The organism is Martinezella tropici (assembly GCF_003287875.1).
In the GTDB taxonomy this organism is placed as follows: Bacteria; Pseudomonadota; Alphaproteobacteria; order Rhizobiales; family Rhizobiaceae; genus Rhizobium; species Rhizobium tropici_C.
Genome location: NZ_QMKK01000025.1, coordinates 483,515 through 506,374 on the forward strand (window position 1 = coordinate 483,515; position 22,860 = coordinate 506,374).

The window sequence follows — 22,860 nt, forward strand, 5'->3', positions numbered from 1 at the left end:
TCGACACTGCAAAAACCATCTTGGTCAAGGTGCGAGCGAAACAACGCTTACGGAACCTCGGCTGAAGCGAACAAACCAAAAAGCAGGGACTAATCATTTCTCCGCTCGATCACGGCTCAAAATAAATCTCGCTCACCCGAAACTGCCCGTCGATCCGCCTGCACTGGACAATGATATCAACCGCGACCTTCAGCAAACTACGAATATCGCTGCGCTTAAGGTCACGACCTCCCTCCGACTCTTTCACGAGCAACGTCAGTTGCTCAAATGCCAGCGCCGCAGAATCGGCATGCACCGTTGTGATCGATCCAGGGTGTCCTGAATTGACATTGCGGATGTAGTAGAAGGCCGAGCCGTCGCGCAACTCCTGTAGAAGAATGCGATCGGGTCGCATCCTGAGGCACGATTCGAGCAGATCTTTCGCGCTGATTTTCGCTGGTCCCTGTCCTCCTTTCGAGTAGAAAAGCCTGACATGATTGGGCTGCGAGATGACCAGCTCCGGCGTATCTTCGATTGAGATTATCCGCTCATGCTCCGGGATATGCCGGATCAATGCCTTCGACAGGGTGGTCTTGCCCGATCCGGTTGCGCCCGAGATGATAATGTTCTTGCGCGCAAGAACCGCCGCACGCAGAAATGTCGCGTAATTGCCTGCCTTGAGGATCTTATCCAATCTCGCATCGGAGGATTCGCTATGACGGTTCGGCGAGGAGACATTGGAAAATAATTCACCCCTTTCGAGATCATCCAACGTCAGCGTCACCGACGACGGCTTTCTGATCGTGACGCTGACCGTGCCCTTGCTCGTTGCGGGCGGAACAACGATCTGAATCCGCTCTTCATCTGGCAAAGAGGCCGACAAGACCGGCCGGGCCTCGTCGATTGCCTGGTTCGAATAGCTTGCAATGGCTCGGGCCAGGCGCATGAGCTTCTCGAAACTAAGGTCCGGCAGCGCATGATGTCGCCATCCCTCCGCTCCCTCGGTCAGGACTTCACCTGGACGGTTAACGACGATCTCATACAGCGACGTGTCCTTCAGGAAGCGAGACAGTGGCAAAAGCAATTCACGCACCACACGAGCATCTGAAGCTTCCGCCATCTTCCGCCCTACTTCGTCACGAGCGTTGATCGAGGCCCGAAATCCCCCAATACCGCCCGATCGAGGATCCTGTTGCGAGGTTCGGTGACACGCAGGCTATAGACATCGGAAAAATCGAGATCTCGGGCCACAAAAATCGAGACGAGCTCGCCCTGATGCTTCGTCAATGTCGGCACAATATTGATGGATTGCTCGACGGCGATCGCTGCTGCCTGTTGGCCAGTGGTTGTCGTATTCTGCGCTTGAACGTCACTATCCTGCAGTCGGCTGCCGGCATAGGTCGTCGCGTCGCCAACGATGGAGAGCAGGATGGCGCTGCCGAAGCGCTCCCACCAATGCGTGTCAACATAGCCATCCATGCCCGCCCGCCCGAGTGCGTCGGTTGCGGGTGAGGCGAGTGTAATAATTACACCTTTTGGCGTCTTTGCCCGGTTCCAAAGCACGAATAGACGCTTCTGGCCCCGGTTCAAGCCACCTCGATATTCTCCGACGATCTGGGTTCCTTTCTCCATCAGAACTACGCGGCCGTTGTCGGAAAGCACATCGCGGTTGATGATGCAGCTAGCGAAGCCTGGCTGGTCGGAGGCAAGCGCCGTCTCCAGCACGCACGGAATGGAAGTTCCCATCGCCACAATGAAGTCGCGATTGCCGAGCGTGCCGGCGCGTGATCCTTCCAGCTGAGTCGGCGTCAACATCCTGTTGAAGCGCTGGTCCTCGGTTTCAGGTTGGGCGCCCCCAAGGCTGCCAGGAACGGGCAGGTAATTGGAACCGGTGTCTTGCGACATGGCGGCTGCTGTGTCGCGGCGTTGCGATGAGGACTGCTGTCCATTATAGGCCATCACCGGCGCACGGCGGGCGGAGTCCAACAACGGGTCCTCAGTAGGTGTGATCTGCTCCTTTGACGCAGGCGTCGGTAACAACACCTCAGGAAGGGGTGCCGCCGGCTTTACCTCTTCCTTCGCCGGCTCGAAGTCAGCCGTCTGGCGAATAACGACATGGTCGGGCTCTTTCGTCTCAGCCTTTTGCCGGTCACGCATCGACCACAACGAAAACCCAACAAAAGCGACCATCGCTAAAACCACGCCACCGCGCTTCAGGAATGGACGGCCCTCAGCTCGCGCATTGACATCCGTCTCGGCGCGCTCACCTGGGATACGGTCTTCTGCCTCATCCGCCATAGGCTCCTCCTGTTGCAGCGCTTGCCGCCTGCGCTTTCATGACGCGCTCTACGGAAGGCGATGTTGTACCGGTGTTGGGATCGATGCCCACCGGATCGTAGGCTTCGTTGAAGATGCAGAGCACGTCTCCTCCCCGCCGCAGAATAAATTTGCGACTGATCGCATGGACGAGCACGAGGTCACCGGAAACCGACTTAGGTACCAGGCTCTCGGTGCCGTCAGAGTTTTCCATATAGATTGCCGGCATTTCCTGATTGCCGGTGAAGGCGATCGTCGTGATCTTGCCGTTGTCATAAACAGCGTTCGGTTCCAACGCTCCTGAGCCCTGTGCCGAATAATGCCAGTTGCGCGGTCCATATTGCTCATGCAAAGCCAGCACTGTGTCGGCTTGTCCAGCTTGGGCTGCCTGGGTTCGCGCGAGCGCCTCCTGACGACGGCGTTCCGCATCATCGGTCGGATAGCGATATTTGACATAGAAGTAAGTGTCCTGGCCGGCGGCAACCGGACCGTCTCGGACCGTCAACTCCATCTGGTAACTGCGCGTCGAACCATCACGACGTGTCGTGACCACGGAGATGTTCGTAACAGGCTGGTTCTCTCGCGCCTTCAGGAAGAGGATATTGCCGGCCGGCGCCACTTCCCAGGCGACCGTGTTGCCAAGCGCCACATGGGCGATTTCCTCGTCGGCGGCAAACTCCACCTGGACGGAGGAACGCAACGAGCCAACGATCCTGGTGATATTGTAAGGCTGATAGTCGACGAAGCGGACCCGACTGTCCTGGGATGCGCCGCGCGGCGTTTCCAACGCAAGGGTTGCCGATGGCCAGCTAGCGGTCAGGAGCAGTGCAATCAAACAATGATGTTTCAGATGTCTCAATTGATGGCCTCCGGATCGGAGCGATAGTCGCTGACGGCGAAGCCGAGCGGATTTATCAGCCGATCGGTCGAGGACATTGGAGCATTCACATAGGAGAAGGTAAGCGTTGCCACCCAATGGGTCGTATGCGTCTCATCACCGCGCGTGATGGTACGCATATAGCGAACAGACAGTACATTGGCGTTGATCAGCGAGATGGAAACGATGTTGATCCGCGATGTGGCGCCGCGACCGTAGATATTTTGCGGGGAATCCGGATTGCCGCCGCGATAAATCGCGGCAAAGCGGGTCTGTTCCGGCGCCGTCGAGAGCAGCGAAACCGTGCGAAAATTCTCCTCTGCCTCGCTCCAGACATAACCCTCACGGGCACGAACATAGCGGGCGGCGAAATATTTGGTCACTGCTTCGTCGTAAGTGCCGGCGGTCGACGTGAGTGCCGAAACGACATCGACAATACCGGTGGAATTGTCGACTCTCACGACAAAAGGCTCGACCGTCTTTAGCGGTGTCAGGCCTGCGATGGCGACGGTCGAAATCGTCGCAAGAATACCGGCGCCGATGGCTACGAACCAGGCAATTCGAGCCGAACGTTCCATCTGGATCATGCGGTCCTGGTCGAAGCGCCGGGCCTTATCGAAATAATCCTTGAGACTGTCCGTCGTCACCATCACCGCTGCCCTCCGCATGGGCGATAGGAGTGGCCGACATCAAAATGCGCGAAGGCGGCGGGAGCGATATCCAGCTTTTCCTCGACGTAGGCAGGTGGCTTGCCGCCGGACTGCGCCGGTGAAGCATGAGGGGGTTGCGGCGTGGACCGACTATCGCCATCCCATTGCCACATGGCGCGATTGAGCGGCCGGCGCGAATAGCCGTCGCATTTGGGCAGGGGATAGGAATGTGACGCGCAGCCGCCGAGCGTTGATGCCACACAAAAAAGCACGAATATTCGGATCATCGTGAACCATCTTGTTGCTTGCTTGAAGTTCCACATCAGCCGGTTCTTTCGAAACGAAAGCTGCGGCCAACGGCACGTGCACCCCGACCAGTCGCGCGCGCCATGTAGGTAGCACCTCGGGCAAGCGTGCCTTCATGGGCGTCGCGTGCCGCGCCATAGCCGTAGGTGAGCGACGCCCCGCCCGAGGCAAGTGCCGAAGCGATGCCTGGAAGCTGGTAAAAGACGTAGAGGGACGCAAGGCAAATGGCGCCGAGCGCAACGGGTCGCATGAGTACGTCGCTGTAGCTCTCGATCATTGTGAAGGTGGAATCGATACAAGTAATGAGTAGCGAGCCAACCGCCACGACCAGTACCTGCAGGATCACGAAGTTGGCGAGTTGTCCGATCCAGGCTTCGGTAAAGCGGCGCGTCGAGCGGAACATGGCGAGTGCTACGAAAATCGGGCCGATAGCGAGCACGATCGCCAGTGCGAGACGGGCATAGAGCGAGACGATATAACCGATCGCGGCAACCACGAAACTTGCCAAGATGACAAGCATGCCACCGAAGCCGGTAACGATATCGACTCCCCATGAGGCGCGCGACCAGATCTCATGCGCGCATTTTTGACCTTTATCCAACAGGCTGTCGAAGGTCGAGGCGCTTGGTATCGTGCCGGAGTTCAACGCCTGCGAAATTTCCTTAGGCAATGTGTCGAAAAAGATACCGCCGACATAAGTCTGGTACTCGCCAGCATTCGTGACCAGCATCAGGATGATGGCAAGCTTCATTGCCCGAAAGGCGAAATCCATGATCGGTTCATGGACCGATCCACGCAGGATCAGGAAGCCATAGAGGATGACGTAAAGTGTCAAGGCCGCCGTCAATGGCCCTGTGACCCAGCTGGCGATATTCGAGGTACCTGATGATATGAAGTTCTCCAGCGGCGCCTTGAACTGCCCATCGACAAAGGCAAAGATCTGGTACATGCCTCAGCCTCCGAGTGCTTTGCCCATGCGTTCCAGGCGGGATTTCCAATCTGCCGCCTCGGCATTTACGCAGTTCGGCGTGGCTCGCAACTCACCGGGATTGCTTTTGCATTTGGCAATGAGATCTGACAGCAGCGTCTGGTTGGCCATCAGCTCGTCGACCGAATACGTACGCTCGGGCTGCTTCGAGCAGCCGAACAAGGAGACACCGAGTGTAAAGAGAACAAGAAACTTCATTGAAGGGCCGCTCCCATCGTATCCATGCGCTTGCGCCAATCCTCTGCCTTGCGCTGTTCATCGACCTGAACCTCGGCCTGCTGCACCATCTGCAACCCCTGCATCCTGAGCATATCGGTCTGGAGAAAGGCCGTTTCGGCCTGCAGCCGTGCCTGCAGATCGGCGATGTCCTTGGCGTCGCTCGCCGAAGAGATTTGCCGGCGTAACTCATCAATCCCATCGATCCGCTTGGTCGCGGTATCGTAGATTTGCTGGGCTAGGCTCATCTGCCCCGCATTCTTGTTCTGAAGACGCGACAGTTCCTGAGCATAAAAGTCGTTAGCGCTCGTTTTGTAGGTCGAATTGTCGGTCAAGAACTTCGAGGCGGCATCACCAAGCGTGCCTGAACCTGAGCCCTTGAGCAGGCTTTGGACCGCAGAAAAGTCTCCTGGCAAAGCCTTGCGGACCGCCGGATCGTTCAACAGGTTGGCAACGTCGGCCATATTGGTCAGCTTGTTTAGCGAACCATAGAGCTGCTGGGTCTGCTGGAGTTGCTGGTTTAGCGCATCGAGCTGCGATTTCAGTTGGGTTATGCTTTCGATCTGCTTGGCAATCGCCGTCTGGTCGATCACCGGGATACCCTGCGCGTCGGCGGCGTACGAAGAAAGGAACAGCACTATCGCTGTCATGGGAATCACCCTGCTCTGCGCCATCAGCTTGCACTCCTTGTCTGTTGGAATATCCGCAACCATTCGTCCCGGTCATCGCCAAGCTCCGCTCGGATGGCCTCGGCAAGTTCCACGTTTGCCGTTCGCCCGGAGAGGATTGCGAGCTCATCGCCGAAACCGTTGAGATTGAGCTCGGCGACAACGCTGTTGTGACCCTGTTTAACGATAAAGCGCCGGCTTTCGGCGGAGAGCTCGCGGGCAAGCAACTCGAATTCGCGTTCAGTGAGCTTGAAGCCACCGACATAGTCGTCTCGATCACCGCGGGAATTCGGCAGGAAAACCTGTGTTGGGCACTGCTCGATGATTGTATGCGCGATCGGTGAGTTGATGGCGTCTCGCGGGCTTTGCGTGGCAAACAGCATCAAGCCGTTCTGCTTGCGAATGGTCTTGAGCTTATTCTGGGCGAGATCAAGAAAGCTCTCGTCTTGCAATGCCTTCCAGAACTCGTCGATAACGATGATGATCCGTCGACCATCGATCAACTGTTCGACACGATAGAAAAGATAAGCCATCAAGGGATTACGGATTTCCTCGTTGTCGAGAAAATCGGTCATGTCGTAGCCGAGAAATTTGGCGCCGATACCGATCTCATCGGCCTCGTTGTCGAAGACCCAACCAAGCGGCCCGCCCCTTTCCCACCGACGCAGGCGCGCGGCAATCCCTTCCGGATCGGTATTGTTGAGAAAGGTGCGCAAAGCGCCGATCGTGCGCTGCTCTTTGGGCAGATCGGCAAGACCATCGATCGCGAGCGCGATATCGCTAACATCGCTGACCGAAAAATCGCGCACCGCCTTGCCGGCTAGCTTGGCGATAAATCGTGCCAGGAAAATCTTATTTTCCGGTGTCAACTCTAAGGCTTTCAACGGTGCACATCCCGTCGGCAGCCCGTTCTTCAGCGGCAAATAGGTGCCACCGGCAGCCCGAACGAAGAGGTCGGCGCCACGATCCTTGTCGAAGAAGACCATGTGCGGGTCATGCTTTTCGAGTTGCGATAGCATGAAATTGAGAAGTACGGTCTTGCCAGCACCCGACGGACCGCAGACGAAGGTGTTACCGAGATCACCATAGTGGAAATTGAAATAGAACGGCGAGCCCGACGCCGTCTTTAGCATGGCGACGGCCGGCCCCCATTCGTTGCCGTCCTTCTTACCCATAGGATAGGAATGAAACGGAGAAAGTGCTGCAAAATTCAGCGAGGTGATCGCACCGGAACGAGCCCGATACCGAAAATTACCGGGCAATTGTGCCCACCATGCAGCTTCGAGCCCCAGATCCTCGCGCGCTACGACAGCGCCACCATTGGTCAGATGCGCGCGCGCCTTCGCGAGATTGTCACCGAGGTCTTTGACAGATGAAGCGAAGATCCCGAGAGTCAGATGGTGTTCACCAAGCACGAAACGGTTCGATTCCAGCTCGTCCATTGCCGCATCAAGCTCTTCAATCTGGGAGGCTGCCTTGTCGACCGCACTCACCATTTGATTCTGCTTGCGGCCCATGATGGTGCGGGCATCGGTCTTGGACCTGAATGCGAAGGACTGAGTGAGGATCAGTTCGAAAGGTGCCGTCAGAATGCCGTCCAGCATACCGACACGGGTTCTCGCCGGATATTCCTTGAACCCGAACATGCCGGCATAACGGCTTGTCCCTTCATCGCGGATCTCGACCGTCTCGCGCCCGAAGATCACACGATCGGAATAGATCGCCGAGGAGATCCTGCCTTCCGTCAATGGTATGGGCTCTCGCCGGCCGCCGATCAACTGATGCAGCACCTCGCTCGGTTCGGAAAACAGGATGCCGTTTTGATCGTAGAGAGACAGCACGCGCGGGGCGAAGCGTCTCAGTCCCGCAGTGACATCGGTCACCTTGTCCCGCAGATGTTTCAGGCTGTCCTCATCGAGCTCGGCTGCTGCTCGTTGGGCCTTACGAAGCCGTGACAGCAAATTTGCAAGCCGTTCGGCCGGATCGTGTCCCGGATGCCAAAGCAGGGTGAGATAGAGATCGTTGCGAAACAGATCTTCGCTCACCATCCGCTCCCGATACTTGCCATTCAACGTTGCCGAGAAGAAATTGGTGAACTCGCCGTCGGGATAAGTGTTATCGCGCCGACGGATGAGGTGGGTCCAGATTGCCAGACGGTCGTCGGCAATGTTGCGGTAGAGCGTGTTGAGATCGCGCTGCAGGCTGTTCAAATCGATAGCGTCGATTGTCTCGAACGATACGCCCTCCAAAGCGATCATCGCTAGCAATGCTCTGGAATCGAGTGCGATCACGGTCTCATCCACGTGCCGGACATAGGGGATGTACGTTTCTGGCTCGAGTTCACGGAATTTGAGACGGGACACATTAGGCATGGCCAAGGTCCCTTTCGTCATAGTGTCGCACTAGCCTCAACGGCGTCAGCGAAGCACCCCTCCAATAGGCGCCGTTACGCGAACGACCACGGGTTTCGATCCAGGCCAGCAGAATACGGAACATGTTGTGGTCATGCTTGACGAGCGAGCGAAAAATGAAATGGAAGACCACACCGACAAGCCCATAGGCAATCGAGCCGGCAACAATGTAGAGGATCGTCGTCAGTATAATATTGACGCCCATGGCCTCCATTGTCACCCCGGCGATCATCGCTGGCCGGGTGCAAGCCAAGAACAGGGTATCTTCCTCAAGCGAAACCTTCTTCACCATGATTTCAGCCCCCGGAAATCGTGCTGACGATCTGAGAGGCGCCAAAGAGAATGCCGATGCCGAGCACGACATAGGCTGCCTTGCGAAGGTCGAGGTAACCAAACATCCAGGCGATGCCGACGATGATGACGGCGATCGTTGCCAGGAGTTTGGCAACGTTGCCCGTGAGCAAGGTGACGATATTCTGCAGAACCGTCTCGATCCCGCCGGCGCTCTGCGCGAAGGCTGGCTCGATCATGGCGATCGAAAGGACAGTTGCCATCGCAACGGTGACGCCAAATGCACGAATATTGATCCTCGACATCATTCAGACTGCTCCGGTTGATCATTTTGGAAGACCAGCGCAGATGATTGCCGCGCTGCGTGGAAGACATCCCAAGACGGTGGTTTCGCCGACCGGTCGGGCAAAGGCCCTTCCTCACCGTTCAAGGACGGATCACTGGTCTGGTATTCGGGAACTGTCGGCCGCCCCACACTCTGCCCTATCGCTATGGCGAACAGCGTCTTCGAAAGCCGTTTGGCCTCGCTTTGGACCTGATCGTCATACTGGGCCATCTTTCCGACCGAAGGATCGGAGCGCCCGTAGTAGGATTGCAGCATCACGCGCTCAGCCTGCTGCGGTGCGGCGCCGGCGCGCACTGCCAGACGATAATAACCATCGAGCAATGTGGCCGTTGCCTTGAGGTTGAGGCATGGGTCGAAAGCATCCGCGATGCTGAGATCAAATTTACGCAATTCGGCGATGCCAATGCCGCCAAGTCCTAGCTGGACATCGTTATGCTCCGCCATCAGCGCCGTTGCGGTTTCGATCGCCTCGGCCTTGCTCTTCGGCTGTTCATGAAGAGATGAACTCCCGCCTACACGAATATCAAAAGGTTGGAACTGGCTTTCGAGACTGACAACCGCCGCAAGCGTTTCGATCGCAATCGCCGGCGCACAGGTCTGGGCAAGATCGGTAAAGGAGACGGCCATGGTCAGTACCAAACCCGTTGGCTTCCCACACCGTCGATGGTTACATCGACATAATGGGGCTCGGATCGCACATTCGGCCTTGCCGTCGGATAGCCCATGCACTGTACGTGCCGGCCATCCCGCTGCCAGCGCGCCGATATCACCAACCCATCGTCTCTAGCGCCGCCATCACGACCGGAGGCGCAATAGCCGCCGTCAACCTTGGAAAGGGTTCGCGAAACGCAGGTCTCCTGTTGGCTGCGCTCGCCATAGCGTGTCGTCAGGCGATAATTATCACTGCAGAAATAGGGCTCGTAACCAGGACGCGATGCCCGGAAGCCGACACCGCTGCAAGTGGGAAAGGAATGCCCCTTGGCAAGCTCCTGCCAGAGCTTATTAATCGGGGGACGGCAGGCGGCATATTGTGTGGGCCCACCCGGATTGGAAAGGCACAGGATAACCTGGCATCCCCAATCATCGGCGCGCGCATGCCGCTCGGAAATGAGATATAAAGGCATGCAGCCGGCAATGGCGAAGATTGTTCCAACCAGAAGGCGTTTCATCAGCATGATCCTTCGATGTGGCGATATCAGACGATCGGTCCGGCGACGAATCGGGCGTCTTTCGTAATTTATAGTGACTTATATAATGCAGTTAAAAAGATGACAAGCACCCTAACCACGCAGTGGCACAGTCTTTCGTTTGCCGCCTTCATCCTGCATGAGATCATGGATAATCCGCAGGAGGACGAGACACCGCAATCCCGGCTGAAACAGGTCGGCATGATGAGTGTTCTTTACATCATGAACCAAGCTCACCAAGCACTAACTATCTCAAATATAGTCGAAATTACGAAGCTCACACGCATGGGCGTGACGGAGACAATCGAGCCGCTGGTGAAACGTGGCATCCTGACCGAGACGTTCGTGAAGAATTCTATGGGGCGCGGTAAGGCCCGTCAGTTTGAGATCGCGCCGGAGATTTTCGAGAAGCTACGGAGCTTTCAGGCGCGGTAATTGAGCATCTCAGTGGCCGAATCAAACTGAATTAAAAGAATCAATAAAAATCTAGATCCGTCCAAGCAAAGCGACTACGCTGATGTGCTTGACCCAGTCTTTCGCAAGCCCCGGGGTTTGAACACATAGCCAGCTGCATGGACGGTGCGAATGGCAGCACTACATCCGGGCAACACTCCCAGCGCCTTGCGCAAGCGGCCAATGTGAACGTCTACGGTTCGCGGCGTGACTTCGGCGGAAGCCGGCCAAGCCGAAGCAATCAGTTCGGAACGGCTGCAGAGCTGTCCCTCCCTCTTCATCAGATGACGTAGAATATTGAACTCGATGGGTGGCAGCGCAAAGTCGCAACCGTTGCAAAGTATTCGGCGACTGTCGACGTCGACTTCCAAGTCGGCAAAAGCCAGCGACGCAACCCTTTTTGAGTTGGCCGTTTCCATGGCCTGTCCCGCCGCCTGCCTGAGAGATGTCAGCAACTTCTCCGGTGAAAGCGGCCTGAACAGGCAATCATCAACACCGGCTTGCAGCAAGGCAAGATGAAGCGGCTGCGCTTCGCTTCGCAAGAGCGCAATCAGGCGGACTTCCTTGTCATGTGTGGTGGATCGCCTGATTTCGCCACATATGGAAACGGCATCTTGGGTTTCATGGGTGCAATCGAAAAGGACCGCGCACGGCAAGCGCTTCGTGCAGGAAGCCAAAACATCGTTGGCGCTGCAAGCCAAAGAGGGCATAAAGCCCTCCGTCTTCAGAATATAGCTAAACGGCAAGAACAGCTCTGCATCGGAGGTCCAGATAATGACTTCGTTGTGGGCCGCCACTTCGAGCTTCACTGTCGCATCGGAGCGCTTGAAGTTGAACGCCCCGGGCCGCGTGACGGCTCTAGGCTGGCGCATATTCGCCTCCATTGATATCGAGGATAGCACCATTAACGAAGCCCGCTTCTTCCGACGCCAGAAAGGCAACGGCGGCGGCAATGTCCTCCGGAGTTCCCAATCTGGCAGAAGGAATGCGTGCAACCGCGTCCTGATTGGCCGGCGTATTGGGATCGCCAGTCAAGGGTGTCAAGATCCTGCCCGGCGCCACGAGATTAACGGTTATGCCGAAAGGACCGCACGATCCGACAAGCGCGCGCATAAGGCCGGCCAGCGCTGCCTTGCTGGCGGCGTAAGCGCCACCGGCAATGCGAGGACGTGTGCGCCCAGCGAGCGATCCAATCAAAATGATGCGTCCGAATCCCGCCTGTCGCATTCCCCTGACGACCGCCTGACAACATAACATGGTGCCGGTCAGATTAACGGCCAGCACTTCGTTCCATTCCTCCAGCCCAATTTCCTCGAACCGCCGAGGACCAGCTAGGCCTTTGGGCGATATGCCGGCGTTGCAGACGAGAATTTCGGCATCTCCCCAGGTGGATGAAAGCTCTTCGAAGAAATTGGTAACAGCCACAGGATCCGACAGATCGACAACTCGGCCCAAGACGCGTCCAGATCCGAATTCCGCGGACAGCACGGCAGTTGCATCAGTCACAGTTTTAGCGCTGTGACTGAAGACGGCGACGCAATGCCCCGCCGCCAGTAGTTTTCGCGCCGTCGCCAATCCGATACCGCTCGTCCCTCCTGTCACGACGGCGATGCGAGACGGCTCTGGCATCATGCCGCCTCATCCAAGCCGGCAAATAAGGACAAAGCCGGATGAGCCTCTGGATCTGTCATGACCTCAATAAACAGCGGCCCCTTGCCTGTCAGTCCACCCTGTAGATGAGCCGTGAGCTCGGCCGGATCCTCAACGCGCACTGCCGGGCATCCGCAGGCTTGAGCGATCTGCATATGATCGACAGGCGCGAAATGGCACGCCGATGTGAAGCGCCCGAACTTTACTGTCTCGGCATCCCGCTGGAAACCGAGGATACCGTTGTTGAGAAGGATGATGGTTATGGGAAGATCGGAGCGAACCATGGTTTCCATCTCCGCCCAGCTATGGGCGAACCCGCCGTCGCCAACGATGGCGACCACCGGATGCTCGGGTCTAGCTGCCTTTGCACCAAGAGCCAGAGGCAGGCCCCACCCCAGTCCCGCAAGACCGCGCGGCGTCAGGAACCGCATTCCTGAAGCAAGCGATCGCAATTGGCCGACGACCCACATCGATGAATAGCTTGCATCCGCAACGACAGTCGTCTGCGGTGTCAATGACGCCTGCAGTTCCGCCATGATGCGTTCGGGGCGAATCGGCGACGCAGTAGCATGCACGAGGTGATGCCGATCCTCATCGAACTGCCGCCAGCACTCGGCTACGCGGCTGGTAACAGCGGCCCGTTGGTCCCGACGTTGGGATAGATCTTGCGCGTTGAGGGCATGAACAAGTTCTCTGAGTGTCTCACGCGCATCCCCGACCAGGCGTAGCGCTTGATAATTGCGGCCGATTTCCTGAGGGTCGACATCGATGTGGATCACCTGAGCGCCAGCAGGAATTTGCCGCCAACTATCCGTGCCATTCTGATTGGTTCGCGTTCCAACCAGAATGACAAGGTCTGCGTCACCGACCAGAGCTGCCGTATGGCGCCCGAGTGACCGCGGACCTACGAGTGATCCTAAGACGCCGGCCGAAAGCGGGTGATATTCATTAACTGCACCCTTGCCCATGTTGGTGGTCAAAATTGGGAGTACAGCCAGATCCTGCAACATGGCCAGTTCATGGCAGGCATCGCTGCCGAGGACGCCGCCACCCGCGACTACTACCGGATTGCGCGCATTCGCGATCAACTCCGCTGCCCTTTGCAAAGTCGCGCGATCAGGGGACGACCGGTCAAGCGGCCAATGGCCAAGATTCAGAGATCGCGATGGCGTTTTGACACCAAGCTCCGAACGCAGCAGATCGGCAGGCAACAGCAACGCAACCGGCCCGGGTCGACCGGAGGCAGCAGCAGTGAAGGCGGCATCAACATAGTCCTCTATTCGCTCCGGGACCATGACCCTGCGCACCCATTTCGTGCAGGATTGGAAGAGCGCGATATGGTCAAGCTCCTGGAACGCGTTCCGATCCATCTGATCGCGCTCGACTTCCTGCACAAGTGCTACGATCGGAACGCTCGCTTTCAGCGCTTCGGCCATGGGCGGCACCAGCAGCGTGGCAGCCGGACCATTCTGGGCGGCCACCACGCCGATCTTTCCGGATCGTCGCGCATAGCCATCGGCCATGGCGCCGCCCATATTCTCCTGTCGGTAAGCGACCTGGCGAATGCCTGCCGCTTCGGCAGCCAGGATGAGCGCTGATGGTAGGCTCTGGGCAAATATATGAGTGACGTCATGGCGCACCAGCGAACGAGCCAGGCATTCAGCGACAGTTTCCAAGGACTTCGTGGTCATGCGTTTGCTCCAGCAAAATCGGCTTCGTAGGTTTCGAGGAAATCGCCGAAGACATCGACGATCAAATCAAGATCGGTGTTCGTCATTGCCGTGGACAGGCAGGCGGCGGCCCCAAAGGGCAGGAGGATATCGAGCTGACGGAAATGGCTTGTCAGATTGGTCATCCAACTGTTCTGTTCCGGTGTCGGGAAGGCCTGCCGATAGTCACGGGGCACCTGCCGCTTGGGGTGAATACGAAAAAGCGAAGCCGAACCGGTGACGATAAATGGCGCGTCATGACGCGCGATCGCGGCAGAAAGGCCGTCGCGCACACGCGTACCCATTTCATCAAGACGCTCGAAGCTTGCCGAAGTCAGTGCCTCCATGGCCACCCTTCCTGCGACCATTGAAACCGGGTTGGCCGAAAAAGTGCCGCCCTGTGGCACCGCTGGCCTTGCGCCCGAGCTTGCGAACACCGCCATCACCTCCTTGCGACCACCAACTGCGCCGACTGGAAAGCCCCCGCCGATAATCTTCCCGGCAGCAATAAGATCCGGCACGAGCCCGAAACGCGCCGATGCACCACGATATCCCTGACGCAGATTCAGCACTTCGTCGGCTATGACGAGAACGCCATATTGCCCGGCAAGACTGGAGATGGCTTCGATGAAGGCTGGCTCAGGGGCGAGCAAACCTGCCCTGCTCGGCATGGGATCCATCAGGATGCAGGCAAGGTCGCCACCAGACACGGCCAGCCTCCGTTCCAGGCCTTCGACATCATTGAAGCGGATCACATCGACCTCTTCGGCAATACTTTCCGGCGCGCCGGCATAAGAGGTTGTGGATGTGGGGGCGTCCGCTGGTCCCCAGGATGCAGGCGACGCGCCTTGGCTTACCTCGGCCCAATCATAGGCACCGTGATAGGCTCCTTCGACGCGGGCAATGCGCGACCGCCCGGTAAAGGCGCGAGCTGCCTTGATAGCGAACATGACAGCCTCGGTGCCGCTGTTGACGAAGCGAATCTGCTCGATCGCGGGAATGCGCTGTACGAGCAATTCCGCCAATCCCAACTCGTGCTCCGTTGGATTGGAAAAGCAGGTTCCTTTCTGCAGGAGATCTGCGATTGCGTCGGCAACGGGTAGGTAACCGTGACCATGGATCAGTGTTGTGAAATTGTTATTGAGGTCGAGGAGCCGATTGCCGTCGACATCGACCAGATAAGCACCCTCACCGCGGGAAATATACGTCGGCAGAGGATCGCGTTCGACGGTGACGCGCGTGGTTCCATCGGGAAACACGATCTGCCCTCGCTCAAAGAAATATTGCGATCGCGATCTGAGTGCTGCCCGTCGAAATGGTGGAAAATCCTGATGAAGCATGCCTTGCCCTCTCCATGCAGAGATGCGCGTTCGCATCCCGTTCACATTTTTGTTGCAACAAAAAAACACGGAGAAAAGGAAAGTGCAACATAATTATTCAGCGGCGAGAGAGATTCCTTTGATCGCGGTCTGCGCTCATTTTTTTCATCTGACGAAATCCATCACGAATGTCGCTCTCGATGGCTGCGCGCGCAGCATCGGCATCCTTTTCAACAAGCGCCTCTATCGCGTTACGGTGATTGCGAGCACCGTAGCGCGTCTCGGAAAATTCCGGGTAGAGGCCATTAAATGACGCACCAACCCGCAGCCACAGAGTCTCGATCACCTGTAAAAGATAGGGCATTCCGCTGAGACGATAGATCGCGAAATGGAACTCCTTATTATGCCAAAGGGTGTCAAAATAACGCTTTTCATCCAATGCGGCGTCAATTTTCGCCTGAAGTTGCTCAAGTTCATCGATCGTTGCCTCGCTTGCGGCCTTGACGGACAGCGCTGCCGCAAGCCCCTCCAGAGCCAGACGCATCTGCGTAATCTCCTGGAGATCCGACAATCTTAAGTGGGGAACGATAACGGTTTTCGGCCCAGAATAAATGAGCGCACCATCGATCACGAGGCGGTTGATGGCGTCACGAGCGGGCGTCGTGCTGACATCCAGCATTTCCGAAACCGCACGAATTGTGAGCTTATCTCCGGGGGAAAAAGCGCCTCGGATCAGTCGCTCCTTCATGTTGTGATATGCCATTTCGCCCAATCGATTGGGCTGATGCTGATGGTATCCTTCGTCTTCCGATACGTTTTCCATTGAAAATTCCTCCAATTTCCTTTGACAAGCATTTATTTTGTTGCAACAAAAATGAAAAGCGACATACTTGCAAACATTATGTGACATTAAAGTCATAGCACTTTCGCAGATTTCCGTCTTCCCAAAGTTCAGCTCGGGAACCGGACCAGAAGCCAAGCGATCGGTGAACAACTCGCGACGCCGTCGCAAACGAACACGTTTCACAACGACAACAATAAGGAGAGGAACTTTGATTGGTGAAGCACTTACGCTGCAAGCGCTTGAAAAACGATATGACACATCGCTTGCTGTGGATGGCATTTCACTGGCCATTCGGGCAGGTGAGTTCCTGTCGATCCTTGGTCCTTCGGGCTCCGGCAAGACGACGCTACTCACGATGATCGCCGGCTTTGAGAGCCCGAGCAACGGTCAGATAATGATCGGCCGTCGTGACGTTACCTATATGGCGCCAAATAGGCGCAACATCGGTATGGTGTTCCAGCGCTATGCCCTTTTTCCGCATCTGACGGTGGCAGCCAACATCGCTTTTCCGTTGCGCATGCGCCGAATGGACAAAGATCTCATCAGCCGCAAGGTGGAGGCGGTACTGGCGCAGGTACATCTCGACGGCTACGGCGATCGATATCCCCATCAGCTCTCTGGAGGTCAGCAGCAACGCGTCGCCGTCGCTCGGGCGATCGTCTTCGAGCCGCCTGTTCTCCTTATGGACGAACCACTTGGGGCCCTCGACAAGAAACTGCGCGAGGCGCTGCAATTGGAAATCAAGAGCTTGCAGCAACGGCTTGGGGCGACCGTCGTCTATGTGACGCATGACCAGGAGGAAGCACTCACCATGTCTGATCGCGTTGCAGTGGTGGCAGAAGGCCGGTTAGCCCAAGTGGGATCACCGCTCGATCTTTACCATTCGCCTGTCTCAGCCTTCGTCGGAGACTTCATTGGTCGCATGAACTTTCTCGACGGCGAATATCTCGGTCGAGATAACGGGAAGCACATGGTACGGCCTAAGGGCGGCAACGTCGTTGCTACCGCGGCTAACGAAGGCGGGGCAAGCCCCTTTGCCTCTCGCCAAGCTGTCACTATCGCGGTTCGCCCCGAACGGTTGTCGTTAGCGCCTCATGGTCGCGACCGTGGTGCCATTATGACGGGCACCATAGACGCAACCGTTTTCGCCGGGTCGTTTTTCCTCTTCTTCGTGCGAACCCGGAACAGCGATGATCGTTTGCTCCAGATCCAGATGCCCGTTGGGCATGTGGCGGCAGGCCTTCATCAGGGAGACTTGGTTGACGTTATCCCAGAGGCGAACGCCTTACGGCTGTTTGCAAAAGCGGGGGTCTAATCATGGCGTCATCCTTCGCGAGACAATCGACCGGCACTTTCCGCAGCTGGATCCTCACAGGGTCGGTCCAACATTATTCGCCACTATTGGCCATCTTGCTGATCCTGCCGCTGCTCCTCCTCTTGGCGGGAGGCTTCGTCTACCCGGTGGTCAGACTTATCGGTATCAGCCTTTCCGGAGAAGCTCCGCTTGCCCCCTACCAGCGTGTCTTCGACAGTCCACTTTATGTTCAGGTCCTACTTAGAACCTTCCGCATCGCGGCGATCGTAACCGTTGCCTGTTTTGCAATCGGTTATCCGACCGCCTATGCAATCGCGCGCATGCGCGGCAAGTTGGTAAAGCTCGGAACGGCATGCTTATTCATTCCGCTATGGACCTCGGTGCTTGTCCGTTCCTATGCCTGGATCGTGCTGCTAGGGCGCAACGGCATCATCAACGACGGGCTGATCCAGCTCGGTGTTATCTCGACACCGCTGAAAATGCTCTATACGGAGGGCGCTGTCATTCTCGCGATGACGCATGTGCTGATGCCCTTCATGATCCTGCCGATCCATTCTGCCCTGCGTTCTGTGCCGAGCGCATATGAGCAGGCGGCACGAAATCTCGGTGCCAGCCGGATCGTCGCCTTTTGGCGCGTGACCTTTCCACTTAGCCTATCCGGCGTCTTCGCCGGCTGTGTGATCTGCTTCATTCTCGCCATCGGCTTCTACATCACCCCCGCCCTAGTCGGTGGACCCGGCGCGCTGATGATGGCGACCCTCATCGGCCAGCAGACAATCGTCCTTCTGGATTGGCCATTTGCGGCCGCCCTGTCAGTCATCCTGCTCAGCGCGACATTACTGCTGGTGCTGCTCTTTCGCCGCGCGCTCTCTTTCAGCAAAGGTTTGAACAGTGTCCATTGAATCTCAACCCTTGACGCAGCGATTGACAACATCGTCATCCGACGCCCGGCGGTTTCGCCCGATCTGGTCACGAGTGGGACGACACGCATCCAATCTGATGATTGCGGCGGTGCTGTTCTTTCTCGTCCTTCCGACTCTGCTGGTGATACCACTGGCACTCAGCAACGCCTCCTATATCACGTTCCCGCCGCAGGGGCTGACCCTGCGCTGGTTCGAAGCGTATTTGTCCGATCCCGACTGGCTGCGCTCGACCATTTTCAGCCTACAGATCGCCGCGGTAACCACGGTGGTAGCGACGACCATCGGGACGATGGCGGCGGTTGCTCTCGTACGTGGCAAACTACCGGGCAAGGCACTGCTGCAGGCCCTCTGCCTCGGACCGATGATCGTGCCGGCAATCGTCTTCGGCGTGGCGCTCTATCTGGTCTTCTCACCGTTACAACTGACAGGAAATCTGACCGGATTCGTCCTTGCCCATTCGGTGCTGGCGGTACCTTTTGTCGTTATCATCGTTTCCGCAGCGTTGGAGAGAATGGACCCGTTGCTGGAATTGGCGGCTTTGAGCTGCGGAGCGGACCGGCTCAGAGCCTTCTTTGCCGTGACACTTCCCAATCTCGCGCCGGCGGTCGCGACGGCCGCGGTCTTTGCTTTCCTGACCTCCTTTGACGAGGCGACCGTGGCATTCTTCATCTCAGATACCGGCGGGAAGACGATCAGCCGGAAAATGTTCGAGGACATCGATTTCAACCTGACACCTGTCATTGCCGCCGTCTCGGTCATCATTGTTGCCGTTTCGCTGCTTTTGATGGGCTCCATACATCTCCTGAACAGCCGCCGGGAGCAGCACTAGCGGCAAAACACCCGCTGTAGGCGGGACAATAAGAGGGAAAAATTGATGACAATAAGAGCAGCCATCCGGCTGAGCGGCGTTGCTATGTTTTGCGCAGCCATTCTTCTGGGAGAGACACCCGTTCCGGCACTTGCCAGTGAGCAGGTCGTAATCGCCACGACTGGCGGCGCCTATGATGCGGTGCTACGCAAATGGTGGTTCGAGCCGTTCACCGCTAAGACTGGTATACAGGTCGTTTCTGTAGCGGCGACCAACGCGGAGATGCGCGCTAAGGCGACCGCGATGGTGAAAACCGGCAATGTCAGCTGGGATCTCTACCCCGATGGAGAAATCCAAGTGAGCTCAAAGGATCATCTCGCGATTTCCGAACCACTTGACAGTTTTTGCACACAATTTAGGGACCGTCAGGATCTCGTTTCCGATGCTTGCATCCCGGCCGGCGTGCGGCTGTTTTCGACAGCCACATTGATGGCCTACGATCCGCAAGCCTTCAAAGGCAACCAGCCGGTCACCTGGGCGGATATGTGGGATACTTCAAAGTTCCCGGGCGGACGCTCATTTCCGAATTTCGACGATCCGTGGCGCGTCATGGCAGCTGCCCTTTTGGCAGATGGGGTCAAACGCGAGAACCTGTTTCCGCTCGACGTCGATCGCGCTCTTAAGAAGCTTGACGCATTGCGGCCGTCCATCTCGCTCTGGTGGAAAACCGGGGATCAGAGCGTCCAGGGGTTCCGTTCGAGCGATTACAGCATCGGACAAATCTGGCTAACGAGGGCAAGCGCGCTTAAGGCGGAAGGCCGTTCAATCGCCTGGTCGAACAAGGCGGCATTTCTGGTGGGCGATCGCCTCACCGTTATCAGGGGAGCGCCCAATCGCGACAATGCTCTGAAACTCATCGCCTTCTGGTTGGATTCCCCTGATATCCAGGCCAAGGTGTGCGAGGCATTATTGTGCACGCCACCTAGCAGCGCGGCGATTATGATAATGCCGCAAGCAGTTCGCGACCAGATGCCGAGCGCCGAAGACGTGCGCGACAGCATCGTCATTCCAGATGCCAAATGGATCAACGATCATGCCTCGGAGTTACTGGAGAAGTGGAACAACTGGGTTCGCTAAAACAGGATGACGACGTGAAAACATTGTGCATGATCATACGGTGCCACGACGTTTGAAAGATGAGTGTTTAGCGATCGTTCATTGAATGAACGCTCGACGCCGGCGCACCCCAATACACCTCTGCAAGAGGTCCGCCTGCGAGCAGAAAGGCTCGAAGCCGGGCGGGCCTCTCTTGCCTAATGAGGTGGAAGATTGGAATTTCGCTGATGATAGCCTCGACCGCAGTGACCGCGCCTGCGGTCCTGGTGTTGAATCCCAAATGTCTCGGCCTGCAAAGCGTCGAGACAATTCACGGCTGGATGCCCAAAAGACTCCGGCGAACGGACATTTCGCAAACACATAAGCGCCTGGAGTCTCTGAGGAGACAATGTCCGCAAGCTATTTGGTCTTTAGGTGCGGCATTTAAAGAGATGAACCACCACCTTCATGCTCAGAAGTTAAACTTGACTTCTCATTTGCTATATAAGAACATAAAGCGAACATTCGGATTTTTCCGTGACCTGCGCAGGGCAGATTATTGGGCAGGCGCCCTCGAAATCCGAATTCGATCGAAGGGCTGAAAGATCTCTTCTGCTACCTATCCGCCTTGCATAGAATCAATATCGGACTGGCGTTGTAGTCGGATCGTACCTACAACTGGAATCATCAGAAAGGGTCCCGCTCTCCATGAAGTTCAGCCTCGATCATCTGCCGGAACGCAAACGCCTCGAACTGTCGCGAATTGTCGAGATCGTGCATGAAGAATTCGAGGATGCGTTGAAGGAAGGTACGGCCGATTTCAAGAAGAAGGGTCGCATCCTCAAGATCATTCTTTTCGGCTCCTATGCTCGTGGCAATTGGGTCGATGAAGAGCATACCGGCAAAGGCTATAAGTCCGACTACGATCTGCTGGTGATCGTCAACAATCGCAAGCTGACCGACTTCGGCCTATACTGGCGCAAGGCGGCCGACCGCTTTCCGCGCATCATCAAGCCGCCGGTGAGCCTTGCCGTGCATTCGTTGCGTGAGGTCAACACGGCACTGAAACTCGGCAATTATTTCTTCAGCGAAATCCGTCGCGACGGCATCGTTCTTTACGAACTCGACGACGAGGAACTTGCCGAGCCAAAGACACTCACACCAGCGGAGGAATATCGCGCCGCTCGACAACATTTTAAGAGATTTCACAGAAGCGAAAAATTTCTTAAAGTTGCCCGCTTTTCCGCAAGCGAGGGCGATACGGACGAAGCGGCGTTCCTCCTCCATCAAGCGATTGAACAGGCGTATTCGACCTTACTCCTGACATTGACGAATTACAGCCCTGCCTCACACAACCTCAACCATTTAAGGACACTTGCCGAAGGCCGCGATCAGCGGCTTGCCGAGATCTGGCCACAAGATAGTCAACGCTATACTGCCTGGTTCAACATTATCAACCAAGCCTATGTGAAAGCCCGCTATTCCGAGCATTTCAAGATCACCGAAGAAGCGCTCGTCTGGCTTGGCGAACGTACAGGCGCACTACAGCAATTGGTAAAAGCGATTTGTGAAGAGCATATCGAAAAGCTGCGGCAAAAGCTCTAAGCGCTGTTGGCAATCGCTTATCGACGTTCTTTGCTCCGGCCGCCCGCCGCTATCGATCACCAGACAGTTGGCACTTATTGGATCACCGTCCCCAGCCGCTCCCCCACCTCGGAAACCCCCTCTATCCGCACTCCCATCGCTTAGCGTCGGGCCGATACCCGAGCGGTGGGACGTTACCGAGATGCAGGAAGATACATCGGTCCCGCCCAACCAGTTTTGGCCAAAGGAAACCTAATTCAGTTTGCCGTCCGCGTCACCGAATCCGCGCCGCGCCGGCCGAAGAGCCCGCATCTGCGTTTCCCTAGCGCTCAGGAGGCAAAAAACTTCGAACCAGAAATGGCTGTCGGCGGCACGTCCGTCCACCTTCGCGCCTAAAGCGCACCAAGCCACAGCAAGCGTGGCATCAGGTCCATAGGCCGCTTTTGCGGCCAAGGCCGCGAGTGCAGGGTCCTTACCACACCAAATAGAGATGTCATCAGCCGAGGACGGTGGCTGGCGATATTTTGATGTATCCGCAAAAGTCATAGGAAGCTCTCCCGTGAACGTCCGGCACGGGACGAAGTTTGGCCGGACTTTGTTCCCACAAGTGAGTCACGACCGCGGATGCCGCATGTGTCGTGTGATCCCTGGCCACTTCCCATTTCATCTCAACATACACCAACCTTGAATCTTGGGCGAGCCGAACGAACTCGCTCGCGAAGCGCCTCCTTTTTGATGCAACAAAATTGTGATTGAGAAAATATCATTTTCTCTCTTTACGTGCAATGCGAATTTATGACAGGTAAAATACAGCGATTTTCAGCGAACGCAGGCAAGATCGCAATTACCGGGTGTATTTTTGTTGCGTCAAAATACCGAAAGGTTATGCGGAATCTTTGCCCCTCTCATCGTCCGCGTGCTGCGG

24 protein-coding genes are annotated in these 22,860 nt (G+C 56.7%); 6 read left to right on the forward strand and 18 right to left on the reverse strand.

The features are described from left to right. Positions 1-109 precede the first annotated feature (109 nt). The 13 genes from virB11 to DQ393_RS10295 are packed head-to-tail and all read right to left on the reverse strand — an operon-like array spanning position 110 to position 10,217. A complete protein-coding gene (gene virB11 / locus DQ393_RS10235; RefSeq protein WP_112341647.1) occupies positions 110-1,099 on the reverse strand; it encodes a P-type DNA transfer ATPase VirB11 in 990 nt (329 codons plus the stop codon). An 8-nt stretch (positions 1,100-1,107) separates the two neighbouring features. Continuing rightward, positions 1,108-2,277, reverse strand: a complete 1,170-nt coding sequence (gene virB10 / locus DQ393_RS10240; protein ID WP_112341648.1) for a type IV secretion system protein VirB10 — start codon at positions 2,275-2,277, stop codon at positions 1,108-1,110. Continuing rightward, positions 2,267-3,145, reverse strand: a complete 879-nt coding sequence (virB9, locus tag DQ393_RS10245) for a P-type conjugative transfer protein VirB9 (RefSeq protein ID WP_181592319.1) — start codon at positions 3,143-3,145, stop codon at positions 2,267-2,269. Before virB9 ends, virB10 begins: the two co-directional genes overlap by 11 nt. A gap of 5 nt (positions 3,146-3,150) precedes the next feature. Then, positions 3,151-3,822: a virB8 family protein gene (locus tag DQ393_RS10250; RefSeq protein ID WP_112341650.1), complete on the reverse strand. Its 672-nt coding sequence runs from the start codon at positions 3,820-3,822 to the stop codon at positions 3,151-3,153. Then, positions 3,822-4,109: a hypothetical protein gene (locus tag DQ393_RS10255; RefSeq protein ID WP_112341742.1), complete on the reverse strand. Its 288-nt coding sequence runs from the start codon at positions 4,107-4,109 to the stop codon at positions 3,822-3,824. The genes DQ393_RS10250 and DQ393_RS10255 overlap by 1 nt, the downstream gene beginning before the upstream one ends. A 35-nt stretch (positions 4,110-4,144) precedes the next feature. Next, positions 4,145-5,077 carry a type IV secretion system protein gene (locus DQ393_RS10260; protein WP_112341651.1) on the reverse strand — a complete coding sequence of 311 codons (933 nt, stop codon included), beginning with the start codon at positions 5,075-5,077 and terminating at the stop codon, positions 4,145-4,147. A gap of 3 nt (positions 5,078-5,080) precedes the next feature. Beyond that, positions 5,081-5,314 carry an EexN family lipoprotein gene (locus tag DQ393_RS10265; protein ID WP_112341652.1) on the reverse strand — a complete coding sequence of 78 codons (234 nt, stop codon included), beginning with the start codon at positions 5,312-5,314 and terminating at the stop codon, positions 5,081-5,083. Further along, on the reverse strand, positions 5,311-6,006 hold the full coding sequence (gene virB5, locus DQ393_RS10270) for a P-type DNA transfer protein VirB5 (RefSeq protein WP_112341653.1): 696 nt from the start codon (positions 6,004-6,006) through the stop codon (positions 5,311-5,313). Before virB5 ends, DQ393_RS10265 begins: the two co-directional genes overlap by 4 nt. Further along, positions 6,006-8,393 (reverse strand): VirB4 family type IV secretion/conjugal transfer ATPase, encoded by a 2,388-nt coding sequence (locus DQ393_RS10275; protein WP_432421995.1) that lies wholly within the window; start codon positions 8,391-8,393, stop codon positions 6,006-6,008. Before DQ393_RS10275 ends, virB5 begins: the two co-directional genes overlap by 1 nt. Then, positions 8,365-8,703, reverse strand: coding sequence for a type IV secretion system protein VirB3 (locus DQ393_RS10280; protein ID WP_112341654.1), 339 nt, complete (start codon positions 8,701-8,703; stop codon positions 8,365-8,367). Before DQ393_RS10280 ends, DQ393_RS10275 begins: the two co-directional genes overlap by 29 nt. 4 nt (positions 8,704-8,707) lie before the next feature. Then, a complete protein-coding gene (locus DQ393_RS10285) occupies positions 8,708-9,010 on the reverse strand; it encodes a TrbC/VirB2 family protein (RefSeq protein WP_007694680.1) in 303 nt (100 codons plus the stop codon). Next, complete coding sequence (locus DQ393_RS10290; protein WP_112341655.1) at positions 9,007-9,675, reverse strand: lytic transglycosylase domain-containing protein; 669 nt, start codon at positions 9,673-9,675, stop codon at positions 9,007-9,009. The genes DQ393_RS10285 and DQ393_RS10290 overlap by 4 nt, the downstream gene beginning before the upstream one ends. Positions 9,676-9,677: 2 nt before the next feature. Further along, the gene (locus tag DQ393_RS10295) at positions 9,678-10,217 is read right to left on the reverse strand and encodes a hypothetical protein (protein ID WP_112341744.1); all 540 of its coding nucleotides are present in this window, start codon (positions 10,215-10,217) and stop codon (positions 9,678-9,680) included. A 99-nt stretch (positions 10,218-10,316) separates the two neighbouring features. On the opposite strand from DQ393_RS10295, the gene DQ393_RS10300 reads away from it, so the two are divergent. Then, positions 10,317-10,670: a MarR family transcriptional regulator gene (locus DQ393_RS10300; RefSeq protein ID WP_095436095.1), complete on the forward strand. Its 354-nt coding sequence runs from the start codon at positions 10,317-10,319 to the stop codon at positions 10,668-10,670. Positions 10,671-10,744: 74 nt separating this feature from the next. Here DQ393_RS10300 and DQ393_RS10305 read toward each other — a convergent pair whose 3' ends face one another. From DQ393_RS10305 to DQ393_RS10325, 5 genes are all read right to left on the reverse strand, one after another. Next, on the reverse strand, positions 10,745-11,560 hold the full coding sequence (locus DQ393_RS10305; RefSeq protein ID WP_181592311.1) for a winged helix-turn-helix transcriptional regulator: 816 nt from the start codon (positions 11,558-11,560) through the stop codon (positions 10,745-10,747). After that, the gene (gene fabG, locus DQ393_RS10310) at positions 11,547-12,320 is read right to left on the reverse strand and encodes a 3-oxoacyl-ACP reductase FabG (RefSeq protein WP_112341657.1); all 774 of its coding nucleotides are present in this window, start codon (positions 12,318-12,320) and stop codon (positions 11,547-11,549) included. Before fabG ends, DQ393_RS10305 begins: the two co-directional genes overlap by 14 nt. Next, positions 12,317-14,029 (reverse strand): acetolactate synthase catalytic subunit, encoded by a 1,713-nt coding sequence (locus tag DQ393_RS10315; RefSeq protein WP_112341658.1) that lies wholly within the window; start codon positions 14,027-14,029, stop codon positions 12,317-12,319. Before DQ393_RS10315 ends, fabG begins: the two co-directional genes overlap by 4 nt. Then, entirely contained in the window at positions 14,026-15,387 is a 1,362-nt protein-coding gene (locus DQ393_RS10320) for an aspartate aminotransferase family protein (protein ID WP_112341659.1), read from the reverse strand. Before DQ393_RS10320 ends, DQ393_RS10315 begins: the two co-directional genes overlap by 4 nt. A gap of 97 nt (positions 15,388-15,484) precedes the next feature. Then, positions 15,485-16,189 (reverse strand): GntR family transcriptional regulator, encoded by a 705-nt coding sequence (locus DQ393_RS10325; RefSeq protein WP_112341660.1) that lies wholly within the window; start codon positions 16,187-16,189, stop codon positions 15,485-15,487. A 229-nt stretch (positions 16,190-16,418) separates the two neighbouring features. Here DQ393_RS10325 and DQ393_RS10330 point away from each other — a divergent pair, with 229 nt between their 5' ends. The 5 genes from DQ393_RS10330 to DQ393_RS10355 all read left to right on the forward strand — a co-directional run bounded on the left by DQ393_RS10330 (position 16,419) and on the right by DQ393_RS10355 (position 21,956). Further along, positions 16,419-17,525 (forward strand): ABC transporter ATP-binding protein, encoded by a 1,107-nt coding sequence (locus DQ393_RS10330; protein ID WP_112341661.1) that lies wholly within the window; start codon positions 16,419-16,421, stop codon positions 17,523-17,525. 2 nt (positions 17,526-17,527) lie between these two features. Further along, on the forward strand, positions 17,528-18,427 hold the full coding sequence (locus DQ393_RS10335) for an ABC transporter permease (protein ID WP_112341662.1): 900 nt from the start codon (positions 17,528-17,530) through the stop codon (positions 18,425-18,427). A gap of 97 nt (positions 18,428-18,524) precedes the next feature. Next, entirely contained in the window at positions 18,525-19,277 is a 753-nt protein-coding gene (locus DQ393_RS10340; RefSeq protein WP_112341663.1) for an ABC transporter permease, read from the forward strand. Positions 19,278-19,361: 84 nt separating this feature from the next. After that, positions 19,362-20,393, forward strand: a complete 1,032-nt coding sequence (locus tag DQ393_RS10345; RefSeq protein WP_245430295.1) for an extracellular solute-binding protein — start codon at positions 19,362-19,364, stop codon at positions 20,391-20,393. A gap of 666 nt (positions 20,394-21,059) precedes the next feature. Next, positions 21,060-21,956 (forward strand): nucleotidyltransferase and HEPN domain-containing protein, encoded by an 897-nt coding sequence (locus DQ393_RS10355; RefSeq protein ID WP_112341666.1) that lies wholly within the window; start codon positions 21,060-21,062, stop codon positions 21,954-21,956. The last annotated feature ends 904 nt before the right edge of the window (positions 21,957-22,860 follow it).